Raw genomic sequence first — 24,941 nt, forward strand, 5'->3', positions numbered from 1 at the left:
AGCTGATCGGTTTGAGCCGCAGCAGCGATCAGACGGCGAGGATCAGGAAAATTGCGGGCCGTTTGTGCAGATCGATAGCCGGTTTCTTTTTCCAGTCGGCCACGGTGCGGCTGGCGATGGTTTCCGTTTCCAGCGTTAGATCGACGGCGACGCAGACCAGCGTGGACGGCGCACACGTCGCCAGCAAGGTGTCGAGCAGCGGCTTATTCCGATAGGGCGTTTCGATAAAGATCTGCGTTTGTTTCGCTTTGCGCGACTGCTGCTCCAGGTCGCGCAGACGCTTGGCCCGTTCGGTGGCGTCGACCGGCAGGTAGCCGTGGAACGCAAAGCTCTGGCCATTCAGGCCGGAAGCCATCAGCGCCAGCAGAATCGAACTCGGTCCGACAAACGGCACGACCTTCACGCCGCGCTCGTGCGCGCGGCGCACCAGCAGGGCACCCGGATCGGCGACCGCCGGACAGCCGGCTTCGGACACGAGACCGGCATCCGTCCCCGCAAGCAAAGGCGCGAGCAGTTTGTCGATCTCGCCAGCCGGCGTGTTGACGTTCAGTTCACGAATCTCGATTTCCTGGATCGGTTTTTCGGTGCCGACTTTCTTCAGGAAAGCGCGGGTCGTTTTCGCGTTTTCGCCGATGTAATAAGTGAGCGACGCCGCGCGGGCGCGCACCGGCGCGGGCAGGACGGCGTCGAGCGCGTCGGCATCGCCTTCGCCGAGTGTGTTCGGGATCAGAAATAAAGTGCCGCTCATTGCGCCCCCAGGAGTGGATAGCCCGCTGCGAGCAGCATGCGCGACAGTGCAATCAGCGGCAACCCGACCAGCGCGGTCGGGTCGTCCGAGTGAATGGCTTCGAGTAGCGCGATCCCGAGGCCTTCGGATTTTGCGCTGCCCGCGACGTCGTAGGGCGTCTCGGCAAGCAGATAGGCCTCCAGCGCGGCGTCCGGCAGGTTGCGGAATTGGACGCGAGTGATGATGTCGGCGGTTTGCGCCGCCCCCGAGCGGCTGTCGAACAAGCACAGCGCACTATGAAACAGCACTTCGCGGCCGCGCATTGCCTGCAACTGGGCGAGCGCCTTGTCATGCGTGCCGGGCTTGCCGATCTGCAGGCCGTCGTAAGTGGCAACCTGATCCGAGCCGATCACGAGTGCGGTTTCATCGGCGCCAAGCCTGGCTGCTACCGCGCGGGCTTTTGCCTCGGCGAGGCGCAGGGCCGTCACTTCGGGCGTTTCACCGGCAAGCGGTGTTTCGTCGATCGCCGGCACGATGACTTCGAACGGAATGCGCAGGCGCTCGAGCAGCTCGCGACGATAGGGTGAACTCGACGCCAGGATCAGGCGTGGCGGGCGGTTGAGGGAATCTGGCATGTGCAACCAACGGCTAGAGAGGCGGGTCGTACGGGGTTGTGCGGGCGGCGCACGTGTACGGGCTTAAGTGTTTGACTCGAAAAGACAAAACGGATATGATTTCGGGCTTTTCATCGGTATGCTATTGAGCGAGCGGGCCTCTTTCTGAAGTTCGCGGACCTGATTTGCAAACCGTGCAAACCGATTTACCCCCGGCGAAATCCTTGCCGACGCAGGAGCGCACATGACTCAACATCCTGGCAACCCTGCTGGTCTGTCCGACCCGCACGATATCGATCTGTTCGAATTTGCGCGGAGTGGGCGTCAGGCCGCGGGTGTCGTGCGCGTCTCGCAACTGCCGCGCATGTTAAACGAAGTCCCGGTTGAAGCGCCAGATCGCGATACCGCGTTCACCTGGCAAGCCGAAGGGGCGACGCAGCCGGAATTGCAGGACGACGGCACTGAGGGTCCGCAGCCTTATCTGAGGCTGGCGATTCATGGTGCTGCATGGCTCGAATGTCAGCGGTGCATGACACCATATCTGCAGGCGTTCAATGTCGATGCAACTTACCGGATCGTCAACACTGAGGCGGAAGCCGAAGAGTTTCCGCTCGACGAGGATGAAGTCGAAGTGATCGTGGGCTCGCGCCAGTTCGATCTCATCGACTTGATCGAAGAAGAGTTGCTGCTTTCCTTGCCGCTCGTGCCCAAGCACGAGGTGTGTCCCGAAGTGCACGAGAGCCTCGTCTCTGGTGTGGCTGGAACAGAAGGCGAGGGCGACGAGGCTGCACCGGACGAAGCTGGTGAGGGTGATGAGCCCGAACGGCCTAATCCGTTTGCGGCGCTCGAAAGTCTCAAGCGCGGTGAGCCGGGCGACAAGAAGCACTGAACAGTTGCATGGGGGCGCGAAGCGGGCGCATTGGCCATTCGGTCAATGGCGGACACCGGGTCGGGCTGTGTTAGAATTCGGAAAATTTTTAGGAGTTAGTCATGGCAGTTCAACAAAATAAGAAGTCGCCGTCGAAGCGCGGCATGCACCGTTCGCACGATTTCCTGACGGCAGCGCCGCTGGCCGTGGAACCGAGCACGGGCGAAGTGCATCTGCGTCACCACGTTAGCCCGAACGGCTACTATCGCGGCAAGAAAGTCGTCAAGACGAAGAACGACTAATCGTTTCAATGCGTTGCGCCCCTTGGCGTTTCGCGTGGCGATCGGCTCGCTTGACATTTTCCCGGCTCGGCAAAAAGGCGGCATTCATCTGCCGCTTTTTTGTGTCGATCGCAGTTGGCGCTGTAGCGCTTATTGTGGTCCCATGCAGGGCGCCTGAAATTCGTCGCACTCCATGACAGTAAAGCTCACGATAGATTGCATGGGAGGCGACCACGGCCCGTCCGTGACCGTTCCCGCAGCCGTCAACTTCGTTCGTTCGCATCCCGATGCTGAGCTGCTGCTCGTCGGCATTGAAAGTGCGATTCGTGCGCAGCTGAAGAAGTTGAAGGCTCAAGACCTGCCGGCGCTGACCGTCGTACCTGCTTCCGAGATCGTCGCCATGGACGATCCGGTCGAAGTCGCGCTGCGCAAGAAAAAAGACTCATCCATGCGCGTGGCGCTCAATCGCGTCAAGGAAAGCGAGGCGCAAGCCTGCATTTCCGCCGGCAATACCGGCGCGCTGATGGCGGTCTCGCGCTATGTGCTGAAAACGCTGTCGGGCATCGAACGCCCGGCCATTGCGTCCGCACTGCCCAATCCCAATGGCTACACGATGATGCTCGATCTGGGCGCCAACGTCGATTGCGAGCCGCAGCATCTGCTGCAGTTCGCGGAGATGGGGCACGCGCTCGTGTCCGCGCTCGAAGGCAAGGAGCGGCCCACCATCGGCCTGCTCAACATCGGCGAAGAAGTCATCAAGGGCAACGACACCATCAAACGTGCCGGCGAATTGCTGCGCGCGAGTACACTTAACTTTCACGGTAACGTTGAAGGCAACGACATCTTCAAGGGCACGGTCGACGTGATCGTCTGCGACGGTTTTGTCGGCAATGTCGCGCTGAAGACGTCGGAAGGCCTCGCGCAGATGCTCTCCAACATCATCAAGGAAGAGTTCGGTCGCTCGTGGCTCACCAAGGTGATGGCAGTGCTCGCCTTGCCGGTATTGATGCGTTTCAAGAAGCGCGTTGATCATCGGCAATATAACGGCGCCGCGTTGCTGGGCCTGCGTGGGCTGGTGATCAAAAGCCACGGTTCGGCGGATGCCTACGCGTTTGAGTGGGCTATCAAACGCGGGTATGATGCCGTCAAAAACGGCGTGCTGGAACGCCTTGCGCGAGCAATGGAAGAGAATGCAGGTTCTCTCGAACAGGCAGCGCGCGATGCAAGCGGTGCGGGTCACGCAAGCCCGATCGCAGGCCAGCCAGCCGAGCCCTACGCTGCGCAATCCTCGAAGGCATAATGGCTCAATCGACAATTTATTCCCGCGTGCTGGGCACCGGCAGCTACCTGCCGCCCGGGCGCGTCACCAATCAGGATCTGGCCGAACGTCTCGCCAAGCAAGGTGTCGAGACGAGCGACGAATGGATCGTTGCCCGCACGGGCATCCATGCACGCCACTTCGCCGAACCCGATGTCACCACCAGCGATCTGGCGCTCATCGCCTCGCAGCGCGCGATCGAAGCGGCCGATATCGATCCGCAGTCTATCGATCTGATCATCGTTGCAACCTCCACGCCTGACTTCGTGTTTCCGAGCACGGCGTGCCTGTTGCAGAACAAGCTCGGCATCAAGAACCACGGCGCGGCATTTGACGTGCAGGCCGTCTGCTCGGGCTTCGCTTACGCGGTGGCAACGGCGGACAGCTTCATTCGCAGCGGCCAGCATCGTACGGCGCTTGTGATCGGCGCGGAAACCTTCTCGCGCATTCTCGATTTCAAGGACCGCACCACCTGCGTGCTGTTCGGTGACGGCGCCGGCGCGGTGATCCTGCAGGCGTCCGAAGAACCGGGCGTGCTGGCGAGCGCCCTGCATGCCGATGGCAGCCATTCGAACATTCTCTGTACGCCGGGTAATGTGAACGGCGGCGTGATCGAGGGCAGCGCGTTCCTGCACATGGACGGGCAGGCTGTGTTCAAGCTCGCGGTCAATGTGCTCGAAAAGGTCGCAGTCGAGGCACTCGCAAAAGCGAATCTGTCGGCCGAGCAGATCGACTGGCTGATTCCGCATCAGGCCAATATCCGCATCATGCAAAGCACCTGCCGTAAGCTCGGGTTGCCGCAGGAACGCATGGTCGTCACGGTGGGTGAGCACGGCAATACGTCGGCTGCATCCATTCCGCTCGCATTCGACGTCGCGGTGCGCGACGGCCGCATCAAGCGCGGCCAGAACGTGCTGATCGAAGGCGTCGGCGGCGGCTTCACATGGGGCGCGTCGGTTATCCGCTACTGATAGCGGCGACGTCATGGCGAGCGCGCTTTGCGGCGCTCGGCTTCGCTTGAGCGCGCTCGCCATCAACCGGGCGCGCCACCCACATCTGACAACATCGATTTTGGGGACGATATGAAATTTGCATTCGTTTTTCCTGGGCAAGGCTCGCAGTCGGTCGGCATGCTCAACGCATTCGCCGATCACGCGGTCGTGCGTGAGACGGTTCAGGAAGCGTCAGATGCGCTCAATCAGGACCTCGGCAAGCTGATCGCCGAAGGTCCCGCCGAAGATCTGAACCTCACCACCAATACCCAGCCGGTCATGCTGACCGCCGCGTACGCGATTTATCGCGCGTGGCAGCAGGCGGGCGGCCCGAAGCCGGCTATCGTCGCCGGTCATAGCCTCGGCGAATACACCGCGTTGGTCGCAGCAGGCGCGATCGCGTTTCGCGATGCCGTGCCGCTCGTGCGTTTTCGCGCGCAAGCTATGCAAACGGCCGTGCCGGTCGGCGTCGGCGGCATGGCCGCGATTCTCGGCCTCGATGACGATACGGTCCGCGCGGTTTGCGCCGAAGCGTCGGTCGCGGGTGTCGTCGAAGCGGTGAATTTCAACGCGCCGGCGCAAGTCGTGATCGCGGGTCACAAGGCCGCAGTTGAGAAGGCCTGCGAAGTTGCGAAGGCGAAGGGTGCCAAGCGCGCGTTGCCGCTGCCGGTGTCGGCGCCGTTCCACTCGTCACTGTTGAAGCCCGCGTCGGATCAATTGCGCGAGTATCTCGCCAGCGTCGACGTGCAGGTGCCGTCGATTCCGGTGATCAACAACGTTGACGTCGCCGTGGTCAACGAGCCGGCAAAGATCAAGGACGCGCTGGTGCGTCAGGCGGCCGGTCCGGTACGCTGGGTCGAAAGCGTGCAGGCAATGGCGGCGCAAGGCGTTACGCATGTGATCGAATGCGGCCCTGGCAAGGTCCTCGCGGGTTTGACGAAGCGCATCGACGGCAATCTGGTCGGCGCCTCGGTGTTCGACCCGGCTTCGCTCGAAGAAACGCTCAAGCTGGTGACGGCGGGCTGAACGCAGCCTCCTCGGGCGCCAGCAGGGCGCCAGGCCTGACATCAAGAATCAATCAGCCCTCCGAAAGGGCATCCGGACTGACAGATGGAAAAGACTCTCGACAAGCAAATCGCAATCGTGACGGGCGCATCGCGCGGCATTGGCCGTGCGATCGCGCTGGAGCTGGCGCGCCAGGGCGCAACGGTGATCGGCACGGCAACCAGCGAAAGCGGCGCGGCAGCGATCAGCGAAGCCTTTAACGCGGCTGGTGTGAGCGGCCGCGGCGCGGTGCTCAACGTGAACGACGCCGCAGCAGCCGAAGCGCTGATCGACGGCACGGTGAAGGAATTCGGCGCGCTGCACGTGCTGGTGAACAACGCCGGCATCACGCAGGACCAGCTCGCCATGCGCATGAAGGACGACGACTGGGACGCGGTGATCGACACCAATCTCAAGTCGGTCTTTCGCCTGTCGCGCGCAGTGCTGCGTCCGATGATGAAGGCCAAGGGCGGCCGTATCATCAACATCACGTCGGTGGTCGGCTCGGCCGGCAACCCGGGGCAGGTCAACTATGCAGCAGCGAAAGCGGGCGTAGCAGGCATGACGCGTGCACTGGCACGCGAGATCGGCAGCCGCGGCATCACGGTGAATTGCGTGGCGCCGGGCTTCATCGACACCGACATGACCAAGACCCTGCCGGAAGAGCAGCAAGCCGCGCTGAAGACGCAGATTCCGCTCGGCCGCCTTGGCAGCCCGGACGATATTGCGCACGCCGTGGCGTTCCTCGCGTCGCCGCAAGCGGGCTATATCACCGGCACGACATTGCATGTGAACGGCGGAATGTACATGTCGTAACCAAATTCGGTTACTATCCGCGCCTTGACGCGTTTGCAAAAGCGTAAGGCGCATGCCTTGACAGGAACCCGATGCGCCGCTTTTTTGCCGGGTCAAACCTGATAAAATGCGCGCACCTGTATTTTTGAACTTCTTTTCCCTTGGAGGGGTAATGGACAATATCGAACAGCGCGTCAAGAAGATCGTCGCAGAACAACTGGGCGTTGCAGAAGCTGAGATCAAGAACGAAGCTTCGTTCGTGAACGACCTCGGCGCCGACTCGCTCGACACCGTTGAACTCGTGATGGCCCTCGAAGACGAATTCGGCATGGAAATTCCGGATGAAGAAGCCGAGAAGATCACTACCGTTCAGCAAGCGATCGACTACGCTCGCGCGAACGTCAAGGCCTAAAGTCATTCACGCCTGCGTTTCTGCGTTGGCGGCGTATGACGCCCTGCCGTGTCGGTTTGCGACGCCAGCAGGGCTGGCGCTTTTTGCCGTGCAGGAGCCAGCGATGCTGACAGCGCAACTTTTCGCGCGATTGCCGACTTTCAAGAAAACGCCGGGCCGCCCCAAGTTTTCTTGCCCCTCTCGGGGGGACCTGGTGCGAAGCGCCGGGGGTAGGGGGCGGCTAACAGCCACAGGGCACACAGGGCAGGTTCCTGTGGCCGCTGTGGCTTTTGTGCTTTTGTCATCTATGAAAAAGGGGTTACCGTGAGCCGCCGTCGTGTTGTTGTTACAGGCCTGGGGCTGATTTCGCCTGTTGGCAATAATGTTGCCGACGGCTGGGCCAATCTGGTCGCCGGCAAGTCGGGTATTGCCAATATCACGAAGTTCGATGCGTCGAACTTTTCGACTCGTTTCGCCGGCGAGGTGAAGGGCTTCAATATCGAGGACTACATCCCCGGTAAGGAAGCGCGCCACATGGATACATTCATCCATTACGGCGTCGCGGCCGGCATCCAGGCGATGCAGGACAGCGGCCTCGAAGTCACCGACGAGAATTCGGAGCGCATCGGCGTGGTGGTCGGTTCGGGCATCGGCGGCCTGCCGATGATCGAAGCGACGCAAACCGAGCTGCTTAATCGCGGCCCGCGCCGTATTTCGCCGTTCTTCGTGCCGGCATCGATCATCAACATGATCTCCGGCCACCTGTCGATCAAGTTCGGCATCAAGGGTCCGAATCTCGCCATCGTTACCGCGTGTACGACGGGTCTGCACTGTATTGGCGAGGCTTCGCGCCTGATCGAATACGGCGACGCCGACGTGATGATCGCAGGCGGTGCCGAATCGACCGTGTCGCCGCTCGGCGTCGGAGGCTTTGCGGCGGCGCGTGCGCTGTCACAACGCAATGACGATCCGGCAACGGCGAGCCGTCCGTGGGACAAGGATCGCGACGGTTTCGTGCTGGGCGAGGGCGCCGGCGTGATGGTGCTCGAAGAGTACGAGCACGCGAAGGCGCGCGGCGCGAAGATTTACGCCGAAATCAGCGGCTACGGGATGAGCGGCGACGCCTATCACATGACCGCTCCGCTGGAAGATGGCGACGGCGCGCGCCGCTGCATGCTGGCCGCGCTGAAGAACGCGGGTATCAATTCGGATCAGGTGAACTACCTGAACGCGCACGGCACGTCCACGCCGTTGGGCGACCTGGCTGAAACCACGGGCATCAAGCGCGCTTTCGGCGACCACGCCAAAGACATGGTCGTGAATTCGACCAAGTCGATGACAGGTCACCTGCTGGGCGGCGCCGGCGGTCTGGAATCCGTGTTCACCGTGCTCGCCGTGCATCATCAGGTGTCGCCGCCGACGATCAACATCTTCAATCAGGATCCGGCCTGCGATCTCGATTACTGCGCCAACACCGCGCGGGAGATGAAGATCGACGTCGCGCTGAAGAACTCGTTCGGGTTCGGCGGCACGAACGGCACGCTGGTCTTCAAGCGCGCCTGATCGCTTGTTGACACGCCAGTCGAAAACGCCGGCTTGCCCGGCGGTTTCCCTCGAATCGGCAACGCCCGACGGAGCGCCGCAGCGGATCACGTTGCGGCGCTCCGTCGCCATGCGCGCCGCTCTGGGGCTGTTCGTCCTGATGGCGACTGGCGCTGCCTATACCTGCTTCGCGTCGCATCTGGGTGCCTGGCAGGCGGTTCCGTTGACGCTTGCCGTGTGGGCATTGCTAACACTCTGTGCGGTAAAGCATGAGCATGCGCAACCGGTCGCGCTGAAGATCGGCCCGGACGGACTGTCCGCCTGGAACCGGACCGGCGGTTTGCTCGCGCTGGGCCGCATTGCCGGCTGTTCGCAATGGAGCGGTCGCCTGCTCGTTCTGGCGCTGGCGCCGGATCATGGGCGCTCCCGCACGCTGCTTCTTGCCGCCGACGCGCTTCCAGCGCCCGTCTTCCGGGAGCTGGCCGTGCTGGGCCGGCGTGGCGCGGGTGCGTGACTGTAACGACTGTAACCGCTGTTACCGGAGTAACGTGCCGCGATGATGGGGACGCTACAATGGTCCCCCGCCATGCGCCCTATAGTTAACGGATTTATCAGGTGAGCGAAAAAGAAATTGATCAGGTGCTGGTCGAGCGCGTCCAGAAGGGCGACAAGGCCGCGTTCGAGCTTCTGGTCTCCAAATACCACCGCAAGATTCTCCGGCTGATCTCCCGTCTCGTGCGGGACCCGGCCGAAGTGGAAGACGTCGCTCAGGACGCCTTTATCAAGGCGTACCGGGCGTTGCCGCAATTTCGCGGCGAATCGGCTTTTTATACGTGGTTGTACCGGATTGCGGTCAATACGGCAAAGAACTACCTTGCGACCCAAGGGCGGCGCGCACCGACTTCGACCGAAGCAGATGCTGAAGAAGCTGAAACTTTCTCGGACGCCGACCAACTAAGGGATATCAACACGCCTGAGTCGATGTTGATGAGCAAGCAGATCGCTGAGACGGTCAATGCTGCGATGGCGGTTTTACCGGAAGAGTTGCGCACCGCCATTACTCTTCGTGAAATTGAAGGTTTGAGTTACGAGGAAATCGCTGAGATGATGGGTTGCCCAATTGGCACAGTCAGATCACGAATTTTCCGCGCTCGCGAAGCCATTGCGGCAAAATTGCGTCCGTTGCTTGACACACCTGAAGGCAAGCGCTGGTAAACACCAGCCCGCCGGACGGGGCGCGGGTGCAATATCTGGATTAGTGGTGTCACTACGGGGTATTTGTAAGATGGGGAGCATCATGGGGTCGGTCTCGATGCAATCGCAAGCCAGCTCGCGCGGCGAGCGTCTGTCCGCTTTTGTCGACGGTGAGCTGTTCGGCGAAGAGCATCTGAACGCGTTTGTTTCCGAACTGGGCGGCGAAGATCGTGCCGCCTGGTCGTGCTACCACCTGATCGGCGACGCTCTGCGTTCCGACGATCTGGCGGTCAGCCCGGCGGCGAGCAGCGCGTTCCTGAGCGGTTTTGCCGCACGTTTCGACAATGAGCCGCACGTGCTCGCGCCTGCCGCAATGCCGGTCGCGCGCCGTTTGCTGGCGCTGCGCCGCCGCGTTGTGCCGGCGTTTGCTGTTGCCGCCGCCGCTGCCACGCTGACGTGGATCGTCGTGCCGCAACTGCAAGGCGTGCCGGGCGGCCCGGGTGTGGCGCAAGTTGCGTCGACCCAGTTGCATGGCGATTCGCTGCAACGTGTGGCCATGGCATCGGTGCCGGCCGCTACGCTCCAGCCGGCCGTGCAAGACGCCAACATCATTCGTGACGCCAGTCTCGATCAGTATCTGGAAGCTCACCAGCAATTCGCGCAACAACCGGTTATGCCGGGCTCGATGCCGCTGATTCGCGCTGCCGCCGTTTCTACGCAAGGCCAATAGTTTGATGCAGACTCCGCGGTTGAATAAAACGACTATCTGGGGGCGGCTGCCGGCATTTCTGTTCTGCGCAGCCGTATTGTTGTCCGCTACACCGCGGGTGTTTGCCCAAACCGACGATCCAATCGTCGCCCGTCGCACGGCTGCGGAGCTGCTCGATCGAATCCATCAGGCCGCCCAGCAGCAGAACTACGAGGGCGCGTTCGTCTATCAGCGCGGTAATTTCGTTCAGACGTCGCGGATCGCGCACTACGCGACCCGTACTGACGGCGAATTCGAGCAGCTCGAAAGCCTCGACGGCAAGCCGCGCAAAATGCTTCGTCACAACGAAGATCTCTACACGTTCGTGCCTGAGCGGCATCTGTGCGTGGTCGAGAAGCGCCAGAACAAAGATTCGTTTCCTGCGTTGCTCGCTGTAAGCGGCGAGCAGGTGTTGTCCGTATACGAACCGAAGCTGCTCGGCGACGACCGCGTCGCGGGTATCGACAGCCAGGTGATCGAGCTTGATCCGAAAGACGCATATCGCTTTGCTTACAAGCTGTGGGCCGACAAGAAGACCGGCCTGCTGCTACGTGCGCAAACGCTCGATCCGAACGGCCAGGTGCTCGAGCAGTTGTCGTTTTCGCAGATTCGCATCGGCGTGCCGGTCGACAAGACCGCCATCGTCAACGGTATTCGTAATACAACGGGCTGGACGGTAGTGCGCCCGCCCGTCGAACCGGTCGATATGGCTGCGCAAGGCTGGCAGATCACACCGACGGTACCGGGCTTCCGCAAGATTCGGGAGCTTCGCCGTCCCATGGCCGCGCGTGACGCGGGCCAGCCCACCATTCCGGTTGATCAGGCTGTATTCTCCGATGGCCTCGCAGCCATTTCGGTATTCGTCGAGCCGGTCGAGAACAATACTCGCAAGGAAGGCGCGGGCAGTAGCGGCGCGACACACGTGCTGGTCAAGCGGCGCGGCGACTTCTGGATTACTCTGCTTGGTGAAGTGCCCCAGACCACATTGCAGCAATTTGCGTCTGCCATAGAATATAAAGCTCCGAAGTAATCCTCCGAATCACACGAATCCCTCGGCTTGCTACGATATGACGACTTTCTCGGTGCGCAAATTCCTCGCGGCCGCGGTGGTAGCGGCGTGTTTGCCGCTCGTACCGCACACGGCGTCGGCGGCTCCCGCGGCCAATCTGCCCGACTTTACTGACCTCGTCGACAAAGTCGGCCCGGCAGTCGTCAACATTCGCACGACCACGCGCGTGTCGAACAGCGGTGCCCGCGGCGGGTTGCCGCCAGGCATGGACGACGGAGACATGTCGGAGTTTTTCCGGCGCTTCTTCGGCATCCCGTTGCCGCAGTCGCCACAATCGCCGGGTTCGCCTGGTTCGCCACGCGGTGGCGATAACGGTGGCAGCGGCAGTGGCGGCAACCAGGACACGCCGGATAACAGCGATCCCGAACAGAACAGCGGCGTCGGCTCAGGCTTCATTCTGTCGGCGGACGGCTACGTGATGACCAACGCGCACGTCGTGGACGACGCGGACACCATTTATGTCACCCTCACCGACAAACGCGAGTTCAAGGCCAAGTTGATCGGCGTGGACGATCGGACCGATGTCGCCGTCGTGAAGATCAGCGCGGCCAACTTGCCGACCATCACAATTGGTGACTCGAACAAGGTGCGGGTGGGCGAGTGGGTGGTCGCGATCGGTTCGCCGTTCGGTCTCGAGAACACGGTGACAGCCGGTATCGTCAGCGCCAAGGGGCGCGATACGGGCGATTATCTGCCATTCATCCAGACCGACGTGGCGGTCAATCCAGGTAATTCGGGTGGTCCGCTGATCAATATGCAGGGCGAAGTGATCGGCATCAATTCGCAGATTTACAGCCGTACTGGCGGTTTCATGGGCATTTCGTTCGCGATTCCGATTGACGAGGCGATGCGCGTCGCCGATCAGTTGAAGGCGTCGGGCAAGGTCGTGCGCGGCCGGATCGCGGTGGCTATCGGTGAAGTCACGAAAGATGTTGCCGATTCGCTCGGTCTGCCGAAGGCGCAAGGCGCGCTGGTCAGCAGCGTCGAACCGGGCGGCCCGGCAGACAAAGCCGGCGTGCAGCCGGGCGACATCATCCTGAAGTTCAATGGCCATTCGGTCGACACGGCAACGGATTTGCCGCGCATGGTCGGCGATACGAAGCCGGGCACCAAGTCGACCATTACGATCTGGCGCAAGGGTCAGACGCGCGATCTGCCGGTCACGATTGCGGAGATGCAGCCGGACAAGACCACCAAGGCGGATGATAAAAAGCCGCCGGTGCCGAAGCAGCGCGCCACGAACGTGTTGGGTCTTGCCGTTAGCGATATCCCTGCTGACCAGATGAAGGCGCTGAAACTGCACAACGGTGTGCAGATCGACGCGGTAGACGGCCCGGCCGTGCGCGTTGGGCTGCAAAAGGGCGACATCGTCCTGCGTGTTGGCGATACGGATATCACGAGCGCAAAGCAGTTCGACGAGCTGACCGCGCACCTCGACCCGCAGAAGATGGTTGCGTTGCTGGTCCGTCGCGGCGAGAACACGCAGTTCGTGCCAATTCGCCCGCGCAGCGCGCAGAAATGAAGCCGATGGCGCTGCTCACGCTCTACGGGCGCGCGTGGTGCCATTTATGCGACGACATGCGCGCCGCGCTCGAGCCGTTGCTGGCCGAATTCGCTGCGCAAGTCGTCGTGATCGACGTCGACTCGGATCCTTTGCTGGAAGCCCGTTATAACGAGCTGGTTCCGGTTCTGGTCTGTGACGGCGTCGAACTGTGTCACTATCACCTTGATGTGGCGCGGGTTCGTGCCACGCTCGCTGCACACGTTGCGGTGACCCATCCGGGATCCAGTTAAGGGTCCAAAACAGGCGCGAACGTGCGCTGTTCACACCCCGTTTCACGTCTTTCATGGACCGTCTTTTCCGCCCGAGCCTCGTAAGATGCGCCGGGCGATAGCCTTTTCGGCTAAAATAGATAGGTTTTTCACCTACTTACAAGGCGTGCTCCGCTATTGTCCGGGCGCGCCTTTTTCGCTTGATCGGTACTGAATGGATCATATTCGTAACTTCTCGATCATTGCGCACATCGACCATGGCAAGTCGACGCTCGCGGATCGCATCATCCAGATCTGCGGTGGCTTGTCCGACCGCGAGATGGAATCCCAAGTGCTTGACTCGATGGATCTCGAGCGCGAGCGCGGCATCACCATCAAGGCACAGACCGCCGCATTGACGTACAAGGCCCGTGACGGGCAGATCTACAACCTGAACATGATCGACACGCCGGGCCACGTCGACTTCTCGTACGAAGTCAGCCGCTCGCTGTCCGCATGCGAAGGCGCGTTGCTGGTTGTCGACGCAAGCCAGGGCGTGGAAGCGCAAACCGTCGCCAACTGCTATACGGCGATCGAACTCGGCGTCGACGTGATTCCGGTGTTGAACAAGATCGACCTGCCGGCCGCGAATCCCGAGAACGCGATCGAAGAAATCGAAGACGTGATCGGTATCGACGCAACCGATGCGACGCGTTGCAGCGCGAAGACCGGTCTTGGCGTGGAAGACGTGCTCGAAGCGCTGATCGCCAAAGTGCCTCCGCCCAAGGGTGATCCGGAAGCGCCGCTGCAGGCGCTGATCATCGACTCGTGGTTCGACAACTACGTGGGCGTCGTGATGCTGGTGCGTATCGTCAACGGCACGCTGCGCCCGAAAGACAAGATCCGCATGATGGCGACCGGCGCGCAGTATCCGGTCGAGCATATCGGCGTGTTCACGCCGAAGTCGAAGAACCTCGAATCGCTGTCCGCGGGGCAGGTGGGCTTCATCATTGCCGGCATCAAGGAACTGGCTGCCGCGAAGGTGGGCGACACCGTCACGCTGGTGAATCGTCCTGCGGCCGAACCGCTGCCGGGCTTCAAGGAAGTGAAGCCGCAGGTGTTCGCCGGTCTCTATCCGGTCGAAGCAAACCAGTACGACGCACTGCGCGACTCGCTGGAAAAGCTGAAGCTGAACGACGCCTCGCTGATGTATGAGCCAGAAGTGTCGCAGGCGCTCGGCTTCGGTTTCCGTTGTGGCTTCCTCGGCCTGCTGCACATGGAAATCGTGCAGGAACGTCTTGAGCGCGAGTTCGATATGGACCTGATCACCACGGCGCCGACCGTGGTGTACGAAGTTCTGCAGCGCGACGGCACGATCCTCATGGTCGAAAACCCGGCCAAGATGCCGGAGCCTTCGAAGATCGAAGAAGTGCGCGAGCCGATCGTCACCGTGAATCTGTACATGCCGCAAGACTACGTCGGCTCGGTGATCACGCTGTGTACGCAAAAGCGCGGCACCCAGATCAACATGCAGTATCACGGCCGCCAGGTCCAGCTGACGTACGAAATTCCGATGGGCGAAGTCGTGCTCGATTTCTTCGATCGTCTGAAGTCGATCTCGCGCGGCTACGCGTCGATGGATTACGAGTTCAAGGAATATCGCGCGGCAGACGTCGTGAAGGTCGACATGCTGATCAACGGCGACAAGGTGGATGCGTTGTCGGTGATCGTGCACCGTTCGCAAAGCCAGTATCGCGGCCGCGAAGTGGCGTCGAAAATGCGTGAGCTGATTCCGCGCCAGATGTATGACGTCGCGATTCAGGCCACCATCGGCGCGAATATTATTGCGCGCGAAAACATTAAAGCCTTGCGTAAGAACGTGCTGGCAAAATGCTACGGCGGCGATATTTCCCGTAAAAAGAAACTGCTCGAGAAACAGAAGGCAGGCAAGAAGCGAATGAAGCAGGTCGGGTCCGTCGAGATTCCGCAAGAGGCTTTCCTCGCGATTCTGCGTGTCGAAGACAAATAAGACGAACAACGGAACCCTATGAATTTTGCGCTGATTCTTTTTGTGCTCGTCATTTTGACGGGCGTCGCATGGGTCGCAGACAAACTGGTTTTCATGCCGCAACGGCGGCGCGCGGCGGAAGCCGTGGTCGCTGAGTTCGACCGCCAGCAGGCGCGCGTCGGCGAGCGTTTCGCCGACGAAAACGCGGCGCAAACGCGTGCGCGTCTGCGTGACGACAAGCTGCGTCAACCGTGGTGGCTCGAGTATTCGGCGAGCTTTTTTCCGGTGATTCTGGTGGTGTTCGTGGTGCGCTCGTTCGTCGTCGAGCCGTTCAAGATTCCGTCAGGTTCGATGGTGCCGACGCTGCTGGTGGGCGACTTCATCCTCGTCAATAAATTCGACTACGGTATCCGTCTGCCGATCACCAACACGAAGATCACCGAAGGCCGTCCGCTCGAGCGCGGTGACGTGGTGGTGTTCCGCTACCCGAAAGACGAGTCGGTCGACTACATCAAGCGCGTGATTGGCCTGCCGGGCGACACCGTTGCGTATCAGGACAAGCAACTGACGATCAACGGCAAGCCCGTGCCGGAAACGCCGTTGCCTGACTACCTCGACGAAGAGCGTCTCGGCTACGCGAAGCAATTCGAAGAAAATCTCGACGGCCGCAAGAACGCGATTCTGAACAACCCGGCTGTGCCGCCGTTCATCGTTGGCGCGGAAGATTATCCGTATCGCGATAACTGCACGTACAACGCACGCGGCGTGATCTGCAAGGTGCCGCCTGGCAATTACTTCATGATGGGCGACAACCGCGATAACAGCGCGGACAGCCGTTATTGGGGTTTCGCGCCGGATAAAAATATTGTCGGCCGCGCGTTTTTCATCTGGATGAACTTCAGCGATCTGAAACGCATCGGCTCATTCCACTGAGCACGCATGGCTTGATCGCACAACACGCCGCGCGGGTGGCCCACACGTAGGTCACATCAGTCGCGGCGTGTTATCACGCTACTTTAAGAATCCGCGGTAACGTCGCTTCACCACGCTTTTTCCGCTGGCCGTCCCGCGTTTTCGCCGGGGCAGGCGCCCGCGTTATACTCTGCCCATGCCCCTATCTCCGTTGGAAAGCCGTCTGCGCTACGAATTTCGCAATGCGGAATTGTTGCGCCAGGCTTTAACGCACCGCAGTCATAGCTCCACGCACAACGAACGGCTCGAGTTTCTCGGCGACTCCGTTCTAAATTGCGCGGTGGCTGCGCTTTTGTTCCAACGTTTCGGCAAATTGGACGAAGGCGACCTGTCGCGCGTCCGTGCCAATCTGGTCAAACAGCAGTCGCTTTATGAAATTGCTCAGGCCCTGAATATTTCCGAAGGGCTGCGTCTCGGTGAGGGCGAACTGCGCAGCGGTGGCTTCCGCCGTCCGTCGATCCTGGCTGACACGCTCGAAGCCGTGCTGGGCGCGGTGTTCCTCGACGGTGGGTTCGATGCCGCGCAGACGGTCATCAAGCGCCTTTACGTGCCGATTCTCGATCACATCGACCCGCGCACGCTCGGCAAGGACGCCAAGACGCTGCTGCAGGAGTATCTGCAGGGTCACAAGATCGCGCTGCCCACCTACACGGTCGTCGCGACACATGGTGCGGCGCACAATCAGCAATTTGAAGTCGAGTGCACGGTGCCGAAGCTGGACGTCAAGGTATCCGGCTCCGGCGCGAGTCGTCGTGCGGCCGAGCAGGCTGCGGCCAAGAAGGCGCTCGACGAAGTCATGGCCGCCGCGCCCGCCGTGGTTGCCAAGCCAAAGCGTTCAAAGGGCGCCCGTGCCGCGAAAAATGCCGAGCAGGAAGTCGTGCCCGGCGTGACCGGCGTACAGGCCGCGCTCGATTTGCGCAGCCCGGATCGCAAGAGCGAACGCGGAGCCGGGCGGGGTGAAACACGCACGGCGCCAGCGGCGGAGTCCGCACCTGAACGGCCGACCCTCACCGCAACGTCCGCGCCGCTAGCTGTGATTCGCGCCGCGCACGTGGAATACAGCGGGCAGGACAAGTCGGAGCGTGTCGAGAGAGCTGACAGGTCTGCTGACAAGGCAGCGACGGACAAGCCAGCCGACAAGCCGGACGCCAAATCCGCTGAAATCAGATCCGAAGCCGCGAAGCCCGCGGACGCAAAGGCTGCCGAAGTAAAGCCCGCAGATGCAAAGCCAGAAGCCGTCGTCCGCAGCGCCGACAAACACCGCAGCCGTGAAGCCACACCCGGCGCAGCCGTGCCCACGCCTGGCGTGCCGGCACCTATCGAACACGAACCCGGCGTAGCCGACGCGGTGCAAACCCGCGTCGCCGATGCGGGCCATTGATTGCCATCGGCGCGCCATTCCCCGCGCGTCGATCTGAACCTGCCGTAGCCCGAATATGAACGCTCCCACTCCCACTGGTTTTCGCTGCGGCATGGTCGCGATCGTCGGCCGCCCGAACGTCGGCAAGTCCACGCTGATGAATGCGCTGGTCGGCCAGAAAGTCAGTATCACGTCGCGCAAGGCGCAGACCACGCGCCACCGCATCACAGGCATTCACACGTTTGAAGACGCGCAGTACATCTTCGTCGACACGCCGGGTTTCCAGACCAAACACAGCGGCGCGCTGAACCGTTCGCTCAACCGCGCGGTCACGTCCACGCTGAGTTCGGTCGACGCGATTCTGTTTGTGATCGAAGCCGGCCGCTTCGGCCCGGACGACCAGAAGGTGCTCGACCTCATTCCGCCGTCGGTGCCCACGCTGCTGATCGCGAACAAGCTCGATCGCGTGTCGGATAAGGACTCGCTGTATCCGTTCATGCAGCAGGTGAGTGCACTGCGCCAGTTCAACGAGATCGTGCCGCTGTCGGCGAAAAATGAGGACGACATCAAGCGTTTGCTGGCGACCATCAAGCCGTTCCTGCCGGAAGGCGCGCCGATCTACGGCGAAGACGACCTGACCGATCGTAGCGAGCGTTTTCTGGCCGCCGAAATCCTGCGCGAAAAAGTGTTCCGCTGGACCGGCGACGAACTGCCGTACACGAGCACTGTGCTAATCGACAAGTTTGAAACCGAAGGGCGACTGCGCCGCATTTTCGCGACCATTCTGGTGGAGCGCGACACGCAAAAAGCGATGATCATCGGCCAGAAGGGCGCCAAGCTGAAGCAGATCAGCACCGAAGCGCGCCTCGACATGGAAAAACTGTTCGACGGTCCGGTGTATCTGGAAACCTTCATCAAGGTGAAGAGCGGCTGGGCTGACAACGAAGCCGGACTCCGCGCGTATGGGTACGAATGACGCGTGGATGACGCTGAATTCCGACGCTGACCCGGACAACTCGGCGCCGGCAGCGCCGGCACGCGAGCCGTCCAAACCGGCTCGCAGTACCAAAAAATCATCATCGAGCGCCAAAGGCGCTCAGGCCGCACAAAGCGGTGCTCAAGGCGCCGAAGGTGAGCCGCGTAAAACGCCGGCGCGCCGAGCGCCTCGCACCTCCGCGTCCGATTACCGGATCGCGGAGCAACCTGCTTTTGTCCTGCACAGCTATCCGTATCGTGAGACCAGCCTGATCATCGACGTGCTGTCGCGCGATCACGGCCGTCTCGCGCTTGTCGCAAAAGGCGCGAAACGTCCACACTCCGCTTTGCGCGGCGTGCTGCAGACGTTCCAGCCGCTCGCTTTGTCGTGGACCGGCAAATCCGAAGTGCGCACACTGACCGGCGCCGAATGGGTCGGCGGCATGTTGCCTTTGGCGGGCGACGCGCTGCTCTGCGGTTTCTATGTCAACGAACTGCTGGTCAAATTCTGCGCGCGCGAAGATCCGCATCCGCAACTATTTCATCATTACGTCGTCACGATGACGCGCCTCGCGCATGACGAGCCGCCCGTGCAGGTGCTGCGGTCGTTCGAACGCGTGCTGCTGCGGGAAACCGGTTATGCGATGGCGCTCGATCGCACCGTCGCGCGCAAAGCGGTGCAGGCCGACGGCCGCTACGTGTTCGACCCGGAGCGCGGCGTGCGCGAAGCATCGGACGATCTGCCCGCGCAATGGCCGGTGATCGCCGGACAGACCTTGCTCGATATGGAAAAGGACGATTACCATCGAGCGCAGACGGTGGCGCAAAGCAAAACGCTGATGCGCTTTCTGCTCAACACTTACCTTGGCGGCACGCCGCTCGCGACGCGCCAGATACTGATCGACTTGCAGAACTTATGAGCTTCTTTCTTACGTCGCCGAATGTGATTGACCTGGGCGTGAACATCGATCACGTCGCCACGCTGCGCAACGCGCGCGGCACGTCTTACCCCGATCCGATCCGCGCCGCGTTGATGGCCGAAGAGGCAGGCGCCGATGTGATCACGCTGCATCTGCGTGAAGACCGCCGCCATATCGTCGACGCCGACGTGCGCAAGCTGCGGCCGTTGTTGAAAACGCGCATGAATCTGGAATGCGCGGTCACGCAGGAGATGCTCGACATCGCCTGTGAAGTGCAGCCGGACGATGTCTGCCTCGTGCCGGAAAAGCGCCAGGAACTGACGACTGAAGGCGGCCTCGACGTCGCCGGCCAGTTCGAAGCCGTGCGCGCCGCATGCAAGCAACTCGCCGAAGCGAACTCGCGCGTATCGCTCTTTATCGATCCGGACGAAACGCAAATCCGCGCCGCGCATGAAGCCGGCGCGCCGGTGATCGAGCTGCATACGGGCCGTTATGCCGAAGCGCACGATCCCGCCGAACAGCAGCGCGAATATGAACGCGTGGTGCGTGCCGTCGAATTCGGCGCGACGCTCGGCATCAAGGTCAATGCGGGTCATGGCCTGCACTACACCAACGTTCAGCAGATTGCCGCGATCGAAGGCATCGTCGAGTTGAATATCGGTCACGCGATCGTCGCGCATGCGATCTTCGCCGGCTGGGAAAACGCGGTGCGCGAGATGAAGGCGATCATGGTCGCTGCTCGTCTTGGCGCAAGCGCGTAACGCCGCGGCGCCGAACATGACGATCTACGGCATCGGCACGGATATCGTTCAGGTCAGCCGCGTGGCCGCGGTGATGACACGCACCAACGGCCGCTTCGCCGAGAAGGTGCTCGGTCCGGACGAACTGCGCATTTATCACGCGCGCAATGCGCGTTCGGCTGTGCGTGGACTCGCGTTTCTCGCTACGCGGTTCTCGGCCAAAGAAGCCTTCTCGAAAGCGATCGGCCTCGGCATGCGTTGGCCGATGACCTGGCGTGCGCTGCAAACGCTCAACAAGCCGAGTGGCGAGCCGATGGTGGTTGCGTCGGGCGAACTGGCTGAATGGCTCACGGCGCGCGGCATCACGGCGCGCGTGACGATCAGCGACGAACACGATTACGCGGTGTCGTTTGTGATTGCTGAAACCTGGGAAGTGGCGCGAGTGCCGGACGCTCCTCACGCACCCGCCAGCGACGAATAAAAATATTCTGAACGCGGCGCACGTCGGCCGTGTCTCTCTTTGTCTCAAGCTTTTTTCTAGCGGAATTCGATGAAACTCACTCCCGGACCGGTAATGCTCGACGTGGTCGGCACAACGCTGAACGACGACGACAAACGCCGCCTTACCCATCCGATGACTGGCGGCGTGATCCTGTTCACACGGCATTACGAGAGCCGCACACAATTGATCGCGCTGACCGATTCGATCCGCGCGATTCGAGACGATCTGCTGATTGCCGTCGACCACGAAGGCGGCCGCGTGCAGCGCTTTCGTACCGACGGCTTCACGGTGCTGCCGGCCATGGGCAAGCTCGGCACGCTGTGGGACAGCGACGTGCTGCACGCCACGAAGGTGACCACTGCGGTCGGCTACATTCTCGCGTCCGAGTTGCGCGCGTGCGGCATCGATATGAGTTTTACTCCCGTACTCGATCTGAATTACGGACAGTCGCAAGTGATCGGCGATCGCGCGTTCCATCGCGATCCGCGCGTCGTGACCTTGCTGGCGAAGAGCCTCAATCACGGCCTTGCGTTGGCCGGCATGAGCAATTGCGGCAAACATTTTCCAGGACACGGCTTCGCGCACGCGGACTCCCACGTGGCGATGCCGATCGACGACCGTTCGCTCGACGAGATCCTGCGCGAGGACGCGGCGCCGTACGACTGGCTCGACGTGTCACTCGGGGCCGTGCTGCCCGCCCATGTGGTTTATCCGCAGGTCGATTCGAAGCCGGCAGGCTTTTCGCGTGTCTGGCTGCAGGACATCCTGCGCAAGAAATTGCGTTTCGAAGGCGCGGTCTTCAGCGACGATCTTTCGATGGAAGCCGCGCGCCAGGGCGGCACGCTGACCGAAGGCGCGAGCGCCGCGCTGCAGGCCGGCTGCGACATGGTGCTGATCTGCAATCAGCCGGACGAAGCTGAGAAGGTGCTGGACGCGCTGCGTTTCACGCCGTCGAAGGAATCGCAGCAGCGGCTCAAGCGCATGCGGCCGCGCGGCAAGGCGCTCAAGTGGAGCAAACTGGTCGCCGAGCCGCAGTATCTGCAAGCGCAAACTTTGTTGCGCAGTGCGTTTGCTTGAGCCCCCGGTAGCAACCGCTTGCAACCAATAGCAACCGGTAGAGAGCGAATCGACAACTCAAGCGTTTGCATCGAACAAAAAAACGGCGCCTCTTTCAGGCGCCGTTTTCCATTCAAGCCAAGCCCGCCGTAAAGCCGGCCTCATCCCGTCAATTCAAGCGCATCCGTTGCAGCTTGTTGTACAGCGTCTTCGGACTGATCCCCAGTAGCGACGCCGCGCGATGGCGCGTGCCGCCGACCGCATCGAGTGTTGCGCGAATCAGCATTTCCTCGACATCCGCGAGAGGCGTGCCGACGGTGACCTGCACGCGGCTGCCGTTCAGATCGCGCCCATTCGCCGAGCCGGCTTCATCAGCGCGTAACGATTCCAGGACGTCGCCCGATGCGTGATACGCGCGGCGCACGCGATCCTGCAACTCGCGCACATTGCCCGGCCACTCGTACGAAAGACACTCGCGCAGGAAGTTCGGTCCGACCTGCTTGGCCGTTTCCGAGGTGCCGCGCGTGATCGCTTCGTGATTCAACTCGTCGACGACGGCTTGCGCGATCAGCGTCGGATCGTCGCCGCGCTCACGCAACGGCGGCAGTGATATCGCGGCCGCTTCGAGACGCAGCGCGAGATCTTCGAGCAAGCTGCCGTCGGCGACTGCCGCGCGCGGGTTTTTGCGCGTGGAGGCGATCAGCCGGAAGTCGGTCGCCACCTGATTCGTGCCGCCGACTCGCATGAAGGTCTGCGAATCGAGTGCGCGCAGCAGCGCTTCCTGCTGGCCGCGTGGCAGTTCCGCGATTTCGTCGATGAACAGCGTGCCGCCACTGGCCTGCTCGAACAGCCCTGGCTCGCGCTGTTCGGCACCGCTGAACGCGCCGCGCTCGTGGCCGAACAGCACGCTGTCGAGCGAGCGGTGCGCCGCGACGCCGGCCGCGGTCCGGCAGTCGAATGTGATGAACGGGCCTTTGCGGCGCCGGCTCATGTCGTGCAGCGTGCGCGCGGCAAGCTGCTTGCCGGTGCCGGCTTCGCCGGAAATCAGCACGGCAGCTTCGGTCGGCGCGATATGTTCGATCGTGTCGTAGACGTGCTGGATCGCACCGCTGCGGCCGAGTAGCGAGCCGAAGCGACCAAGCCGGCGCAGCGACGCGCGTAACGTCTGGACTTCTTCGGTCAGCTCGTACGGACGTGGAATCCGGGCGAGCAGGCTGCGCAGACGCGGGATATTGACCGGTTTGAGCAGATAGTCCCAGATCCCGTGCCGCAGACCCTCGATCGCGCTCTCGACCGTGGCGTTGCCGGTCATCACGATCACGGGCAGGGCGCCGCCCGGCGGATGCGCGGGCAGGTGCTGCAGCACGTCGAGCCCGCTGCCGTCCGGCAGATTCAGGTCGACCAGCACGACATCGGGGATGAAGCGCGTCAATGCTGCCCGGGCCTCGGCGATGGTAGTCGCGGTGTCGACGGAGAAGCCGTCGGCGGCGAGGATGGCGGACAGGCCTGACAAGCTATTGGGATCGTCTTCAACAATCAGGGCGTGTGGCATGGCGAGCGCTTTTTTTGGATGGACGGAATACCCGATACGCCGCGCCGGTTCTCTGGCGCGCGACACGGGCGCAATGGCTGGCCGGTACTGCCGGTCGAATGCCGGGCCGCATGGGCAGCCTCTGCCGCGGCGGCGGGATAGCCGCAGCCCAATTGGCATGGGCGCGGCGCAGGTCGTGGAATACGGCCTGCAAGCGGATCTGGGGCGATTCGACTCACGTAGTTCTGGTCCTTTGCTTTTCGGTGGATGCCCGCCCTGACGCGATGCGACACGTGCACGGGCACCTGTATTTTCTTCATTCGACCGGTCAGAAATCCCGATTGCTATCGAAGAAACGCCGTACTTCAAGCTCCGCCTGCTGGCGGGTCTTACCGTAGCGTTCCTGGATCAGCCCGGCCAGTTTGTCGACCCGGCCTTCTGCCCTGGTAAGTTCGTCGTCCGTCAATTCACCCCATGCTGTCTTGGCCCTGCCGAGCATTTGCTTCCACTTGCCTTCAGCGATGTCGTGATTCATGTCGCATCTCCGGAGTTGAGGGAATCAAGCCTTACTGGCCTGAATTGGAGAGAAGCATGGACTGTGCCACAGCCAATTACTTAAGCTTATCAATGGTTTGTTCAACGCAAGGCAGGACGGAAAGCGCAACGGACAGGCATTTTTGAGAAAAGGCCGGTAAAGATTTCCACAACCATACACGGCGGCGCAAAAAAGAAAAAGCGCCCAAAGCGGGCGCTTTTTATTGCCATTTATTTTTCGCCGCGCGGGACTTGGCCCCAGCGCGGGAATCAGGCTGCAGGCGCTTAGGCGCGGCTGCGGTACTCGTGGGTACGCGTGTCGATTTCGATCTTGTCGCCGATGTTGCAGAAGAGCGGCACTTGCAGTTCGAAACCGGTGGTCAGCTTGGCGTTCTTCAACACCTTGCCCGACGACGTATCGCCCTTGACTGCCGGTTCCGTGTAGATGATTTCACGGACCAGCGTGGTCGGCAGTTCGACCGAGATGGCTTTCTCGTTGTAGAACACGACTTCGCAAGCCATGCCGTCTTCGAGGTAGTGAAGGGCGTCGCCCATCATTTCGCCTTCGACTTCGAACTGGTTGTAGTCGGCGTCCATGAACACGTACATCGGGTCAGCGAAGTACGAGTACGTGACTTCCTTGCGCTCCAGCACGACGACGTCGAACTTGTCGTCTGCCTTGTACACGTTTTCCATGCCTGCGCCGGTCAGCAGGTTCTTGAACTTCATCTTCACGACGGCGGAGTTACGGCCCGACTTGTTGTATTCGGCCTTTTGCACGACCATCGCGTCTGCGCCGATCATTACTACGTTGCCGGTGCGGAGTTCCTGTGCGGTCTTCATAAAACTGTCCTGTACGAAATTAGTAGCTTCAACTTTTGCTCAACGGCTACGGCGCAAGCGGATTGGCCTGCCGGGTTTGCCTTGCGAATTGGTCTGGCCCGTGGGGCTAGCCCCTGAGTTTGGTCCCTGAATCTGGTCCCGTTATCCGGGCGAATTTGCCAGACG

Annotated in this window: 27 protein-coding genes; 22 read left to right on the forward strand and 5 right to left on the reverse strand. The window is 61.5% G+C overall.

Going from position 1 to position 24,941, the window contains the following annotated elements; genetic code table 11:
* Positions 1-28: 28 nt before the first annotated feature.
* Both R8871_RS14505 and R8871_RS14510 read right to left on the reverse strand, forming a co-directional pair.
* Positions 29-748, reverse strand: a complete 720-nt coding sequence (locus R8871_RS14505) for an SAM-dependent methyltransferase (protein ID WP_175051068.1) — start codon at positions 746-748, stop codon at positions 29-31.
* Positions 745-1,362: a Maf-like protein gene (locus R8871_RS14510; protein WP_175051069.1), complete on the reverse strand. Its 618-nt coding sequence runs from the start codon at positions 1,360-1,362 to the stop codon at positions 745-747. Before R8871_RS14510 ends, R8871_RS14505 begins: the two co-directional genes overlap by 4 nt.
* A gap of 223 nt (positions 1,363-1,585) precedes the next feature.
* On the opposite strand from R8871_RS14510, the gene R8871_RS14515 reads away from it, so the two are divergent.
* From R8871_RS14515 to nagZ, 22 genes are all read left to right on the forward strand, one after another.
* Positions 1,586-2,230: a DUF177 domain-containing protein gene (locus R8871_RS14515; protein ID WP_175051070.1), complete on the forward strand. Its 645-nt coding sequence runs from the start codon at positions 1,586-1,588 to the stop codon at positions 2,228-2,230.
* Positions 2,231-2,331: 101 nt separating this feature from the next.
* Positions 2,332-2,511, forward strand: a complete 180-nt coding sequence (gene rpmF, locus R8871_RS14520; RefSeq protein ID WP_006051932.1) for a 50S ribosomal protein L32 — start codon at positions 2,332-2,334, stop codon at positions 2,509-2,511.
* A gap of 172 nt (positions 2,512-2,683) precedes the next feature.
* Entirely contained in the window at positions 2,684-3,790 is a 1,107-nt protein-coding gene (gene plsX / locus R8871_RS14525; RefSeq protein WP_175051071.1) for a phosphate acyltransferase PlsX, read from the forward strand.
* The gene (locus R8871_RS14530) at positions 3,790-4,779 is read left to right on the forward strand and encodes a beta-ketoacyl-ACP synthase III (RefSeq protein ID WP_093640482.1); all 990 of its coding nucleotides are present in this window, start codon (positions 3,790-3,792) and stop codon (positions 4,777-4,779) included. Before plsX ends, R8871_RS14530 begins: the two co-directional genes overlap by 1 nt.
* A gap of 111 nt (positions 4,780-4,890) precedes the next feature.
* Positions 4,891-5,826 carry an ACP S-malonyltransferase gene (gene fabD / locus R8871_RS14535; RefSeq protein ID WP_093640479.1) on the forward strand — a complete coding sequence of 312 codons (936 nt, stop codon included), beginning with the start codon at positions 4,891-4,893 and terminating at the stop codon, positions 5,824-5,826.
* Between the two features lie 84 nt (positions 5,827-5,910).
* Positions 5,911-6,660, forward strand: a complete 750-nt coding sequence (gene fabG / locus R8871_RS14540; protein ID WP_093640475.1) for a 3-oxoacyl-ACP reductase FabG — start codon at positions 5,911-5,913, stop codon at positions 6,658-6,660.
* 151 nt (positions 6,661-6,811) lie between these two features.
* Positions 6,812-7,051 (forward strand): acyl carrier protein, encoded by a 240-nt coding sequence (gene acpP / locus R8871_RS14545; protein WP_004197638.1) that lies wholly within the window; start codon positions 6,812-6,814, stop codon positions 7,049-7,051.
* A gap of 303 nt (positions 7,052-7,354) precedes the next feature.
* Positions 7,355-8,593, forward strand: a complete 1,239-nt coding sequence (fabF, locus tag R8871_RS14550; RefSeq protein ID WP_093640472.1) for a beta-ketoacyl-ACP synthase II — start codon at positions 7,355-7,357, stop codon at positions 8,591-8,593.
* A 7-nt stretch (positions 8,594-8,600) separates the two neighbouring features.
* Complete coding sequence (locus tag R8871_RS14555) at positions 8,601-9,086, forward strand: protein YgfX (RefSeq protein ID WP_322789514.1); 486 nt, start codon at positions 8,601-8,603, stop codon at positions 9,084-9,086.
* Between the two features lie 101 nt (positions 9,087-9,187).
* Entirely contained in the window at positions 9,188-9,787 is a 600-nt protein-coding gene (gene rpoE / locus R8871_RS14560; protein ID WP_006051939.1) for an RNA polymerase sigma factor RpoE, read from the forward strand.
* A gap of 82 nt (positions 9,788-9,869) precedes the next feature.
* Positions 9,870-10,496, forward strand: a complete 627-nt coding sequence (locus R8871_RS14565; RefSeq protein ID WP_175051072.1) for a sigma-E factor negative regulatory protein — start codon at positions 9,870-9,872, stop codon at positions 10,494-10,496.
* 4 nt (positions 10,497-10,500) lie between these two features.
* Positions 10,501-11,544: a MucB/RseB C-terminal domain-containing protein gene (locus R8871_RS14570; protein ID WP_175051073.1), complete on the forward strand. Its 1,044-nt coding sequence runs from the start codon at positions 10,501-10,503 to the stop codon at positions 11,542-11,544.
* A 37-nt stretch (positions 11,545-11,581) separates the two neighbouring features.
* Positions 11,582-13,105: a DegQ family serine endoprotease gene (locus R8871_RS14575; protein ID WP_175051074.1), complete on the forward strand. Its 1,524-nt coding sequence runs from the start codon at positions 11,582-11,584 to the stop codon at positions 13,103-13,105.
* Positions 13,102-13,377, forward strand: a complete 276-nt coding sequence (locus R8871_RS14580; protein WP_175051075.1) for a glutaredoxin family protein — start codon at positions 13,102-13,104, stop codon at positions 13,375-13,377. Before R8871_RS14575 ends, R8871_RS14580 begins: the two co-directional genes overlap by 4 nt.
* A 193-nt stretch (positions 13,378-13,570) precedes the next feature.
* Positions 13,571-15,364, forward strand: a complete 1,794-nt coding sequence (lepA, locus tag R8871_RS14585) for a translation elongation factor 4 (protein WP_175051076.1) — start codon at positions 13,571-13,573, stop codon at positions 15,362-15,364.
* Positions 15,365-15,382: 18 nt separating this feature from the next.
* Positions 15,383-16,276 (forward strand): signal peptidase I, encoded by an 894-nt coding sequence (lepB, locus tag R8871_RS14590; RefSeq protein ID WP_054036224.1) that lies wholly within the window; start codon positions 15,383-15,385, stop codon positions 16,274-16,276.
* Between the two features lie 175 nt (positions 16,277-16,451).
* Entirely contained in the window at positions 16,452-17,696 is a 1,245-nt protein-coding gene (gene rnc / locus R8871_RS14595; protein WP_175051077.1) for a ribonuclease III, read from the forward strand.
* Positions 17,697-17,751: 55 nt separating this feature from the next.
* The gene (gene era / locus R8871_RS14600) at positions 17,752-18,651 is read left to right on the forward strand and encodes a GTPase Era (protein WP_175051078.1); all 900 of its coding nucleotides are present in this window, start codon (positions 17,752-17,754) and stop codon (positions 18,649-18,651) included.
* Positions 18,638-19,570 carry a DNA repair protein RecO gene (recO, locus tag R8871_RS14605; RefSeq protein ID WP_175051079.1) on the forward strand — a complete coding sequence of 311 codons (933 nt, stop codon included), beginning with the start codon at positions 18,638-18,640 and terminating at the stop codon, positions 19,568-19,570. Before era ends, recO begins: the two co-directional genes overlap by 14 nt.
* Positions 19,567-20,331: a pyridoxine 5'-phosphate synthase gene (gene pdxJ, locus R8871_RS14610; RefSeq protein ID WP_175051080.1), complete on the forward strand. Its 765-nt coding sequence runs from the start codon at positions 19,567-19,569 to the stop codon at positions 20,329-20,331. Before recO ends, pdxJ begins: the two co-directional genes overlap by 4 nt.
* A 16-nt stretch (positions 20,332-20,347) precedes the next feature.
* On the forward strand, positions 20,348-20,791 hold the full coding sequence (gene acpS / locus R8871_RS14615; RefSeq protein ID WP_175051081.1) for a holo-ACP synthase: 444 nt from the start codon (positions 20,348-20,350) through the stop codon (positions 20,789-20,791).
* 69 nt (positions 20,792-20,860) lie between these two features.
* Positions 20,861-21,889, forward strand: a complete 1,029-nt coding sequence (gene nagZ, locus R8871_RS14620; protein ID WP_175051082.1) for a beta-N-acetylhexosaminidase — start codon at positions 20,861-20,863, stop codon at positions 21,887-21,889.
* Between the two features lie 148 nt (positions 21,890-22,037).
* Here nagZ and R8871_RS14625 read toward each other — a convergent pair whose 3' ends face one another.
* The 3 genes from R8871_RS14625 to efp all read right to left on the reverse strand — a co-directional run bounded on the left by R8871_RS14625 (position 22,038) and on the right by efp (position 24,776).
* Positions 22,038-23,420, reverse strand: coding sequence for a sigma-54-dependent transcriptional regulator (locus R8871_RS14625; protein WP_175051083.1), 1,383 nt, complete (start codon positions 23,418-23,420; stop codon positions 22,038-22,040).
* A gap of 307 nt (positions 23,421-23,727) precedes the next feature.
* Positions 23,728-23,934 (reverse strand): CsbD family protein, encoded by a 207-nt coding sequence (locus tag R8871_RS14630; protein WP_175051084.1) that lies wholly within the window; start codon positions 23,932-23,934, stop codon positions 23,728-23,730.
* A 284-nt stretch (positions 23,935-24,218) separates the two neighbouring features.
* Positions 24,219-24,776 carry an elongation factor P gene (gene efp / locus R8871_RS14635; protein ID WP_175051085.1) on the reverse strand — a complete coding sequence of 186 codons (558 nt, stop codon included), beginning with the start codon at positions 24,774-24,776 and terminating at the stop codon, positions 24,219-24,221.
* Positions 24,777-24,941: the final 165 nt, after the last annotated feature.

This window comes from Paraburkholderia sediminicola, assembly GCF_902859805.1.
GTDB classification, from domain to species: Bacteria; Pseudomonadota; Gammaproteobacteria; order Burkholderiales; family Burkholderiaceae; genus Paraburkholderia; species Paraburkholderia sediminicola.

Excerpts from the sequence above, each read along its gene's own strand:
- R8871_RS14505 (WP_175051068.1), bottom strand. The coding sequence starts at position 748 with ATGAGCGGCACTTTATTTCTGATCCCGAACACACTCGGCGAAGGCGAT.
- R8871_RS14510 (WP_175051069.1), bottom strand. The coding sequence starts at position 1,362 with ATGCCAGATTCCCTCAACCGCCCGCCACGCCTGATCCTGGCGTCGAGT.
- R8871_RS14515 (WP_175051070.1), top strand. The coding sequence starts at position 1,586 with ATGACTCAACATCCTGGCAACCCTGCTGGTCTGTCCGACCCGCACGAT.
- rpmF (WP_006051932.1), top strand. The coding sequence starts at position 2,332 with ATGGCAGTTCAACAAAATAAGAAGTCGCCGTCGAAGCGCGGCATGCAC.
- plsX (WP_175051071.1), top strand. The coding sequence starts at position 2,684 with ATGACAGTAAAGCTCACGATAGATTGCATGGGAGGCGACCACGGCCCG.
- R8871_RS14530 (WP_093640482.1), top strand. The coding sequence starts at position 3,790 with ATGGCTCAATCGACAATTTATTCCCGCGTGCTGGGCACCGGCAGCTAC.
- fabD (WP_093640479.1), top strand. The coding sequence starts at position 4,891 with ATGAAATTTGCATTCGTTTTTCCTGGGCAAGGCTCGCAGTCGGTCGGC.
- fabG (WP_093640475.1), top strand. The coding sequence starts at position 5,911 with ATGGAAAAGACTCTCGACAAGCAAATCGCAATCGTGACGGGCGCATCG.
- acpP (WP_004197638.1), top strand. The coding sequence starts at position 6,812 with ATGGACAATATCGAACAGCGCGTCAAGAAGATCGTCGCAGAACAACTG.
- R8871_RS14565 (WP_175051072.1), top strand. The coding sequence starts at position 9,870 with ATGGGGTCGGTCTCGATGCAATCGCAAGCCAGCTCGCGCGGCGAGCGT.
- R8871_RS14570 (WP_175051073.1), top strand. The coding sequence starts at position 10,501 with ATGCAGACTCCGCGGTTGAATAAAACGACTATCTGGGGGCGGCTGCCG.
- R8871_RS14575 (WP_175051074.1), top strand. The coding sequence starts at position 11,582 with ATGACGACTTTCTCGGTGCGCAAATTCCTCGCGGCCGCGGTGGTAGCG.
- R8871_RS14580 (WP_175051075.1), top strand. The coding sequence starts at position 13,102 with ATGAAGCCGATGGCGCTGCTCACGCTCTACGGGCGCGCGTGGTGCCAT.
- lepA (WP_175051076.1), top strand. The coding sequence starts at position 13,571 with ATGGATCATATTCGTAACTTCTCGATCATTGCGCACATCGACCATGGC.
- lepB (WP_054036224.1), top strand. The coding sequence starts at position 15,383 with ATGAATTTTGCGCTGATTCTTTTTGTGCTCGTCATTTTGACGGGCGTC.
- rnc (WP_175051077.1), top strand. The coding sequence starts at position 16,452 with ATGCCCCTATCTCCGTTGGAAAGCCGTCTGCGCTACGAATTTCGCAAT.
- era (WP_175051078.1), top strand. The coding sequence starts at position 17,752 with ATGAACGCTCCCACTCCCACTGGTTTTCGCTGCGGCATGGTCGCGATC.
- recO (WP_175051079.1), top strand. The coding sequence starts at position 18,638 with ATGGGTACGAATGACGCGTGGATGACGCTGAATTCCGACGCTGACCCG.
- pdxJ (WP_175051080.1), top strand. The coding sequence starts at position 19,567 with ATGAGCTTCTTTCTTACGTCGCCGAATGTGATTGACCTGGGCGTGAAC.
- acpS (WP_175051081.1), top strand. The coding sequence starts at position 20,348 with ATGACGATCTACGGCATCGGCACGGATATCGTTCAGGTCAGCCGCGTG.
- nagZ (WP_175051082.1), top strand. The coding sequence starts at position 20,861 with ATGAAACTCACTCCCGGACCGGTAATGCTCGACGTGGTCGGCACAACG.
- R8871_RS14625 (WP_175051083.1), bottom strand. The coding sequence starts at position 23,420 with ATGCCACACGCCCTGATTGTTGAAGACGATCCCAATAGCTTGTCAGGC.
- R8871_RS14630 (WP_175051084.1), bottom strand. The coding sequence starts at position 23,934 with ATGAATCACGACATCGCTGAAGGCAAGTGGAAGCAAATGCTCGGCAGG.
- efp (WP_175051085.1), bottom strand. The coding sequence starts at position 24,776 with ATGAAGACCGCACAGGAACTCCGCACCGGCAACGTAGTAATGATCGGC.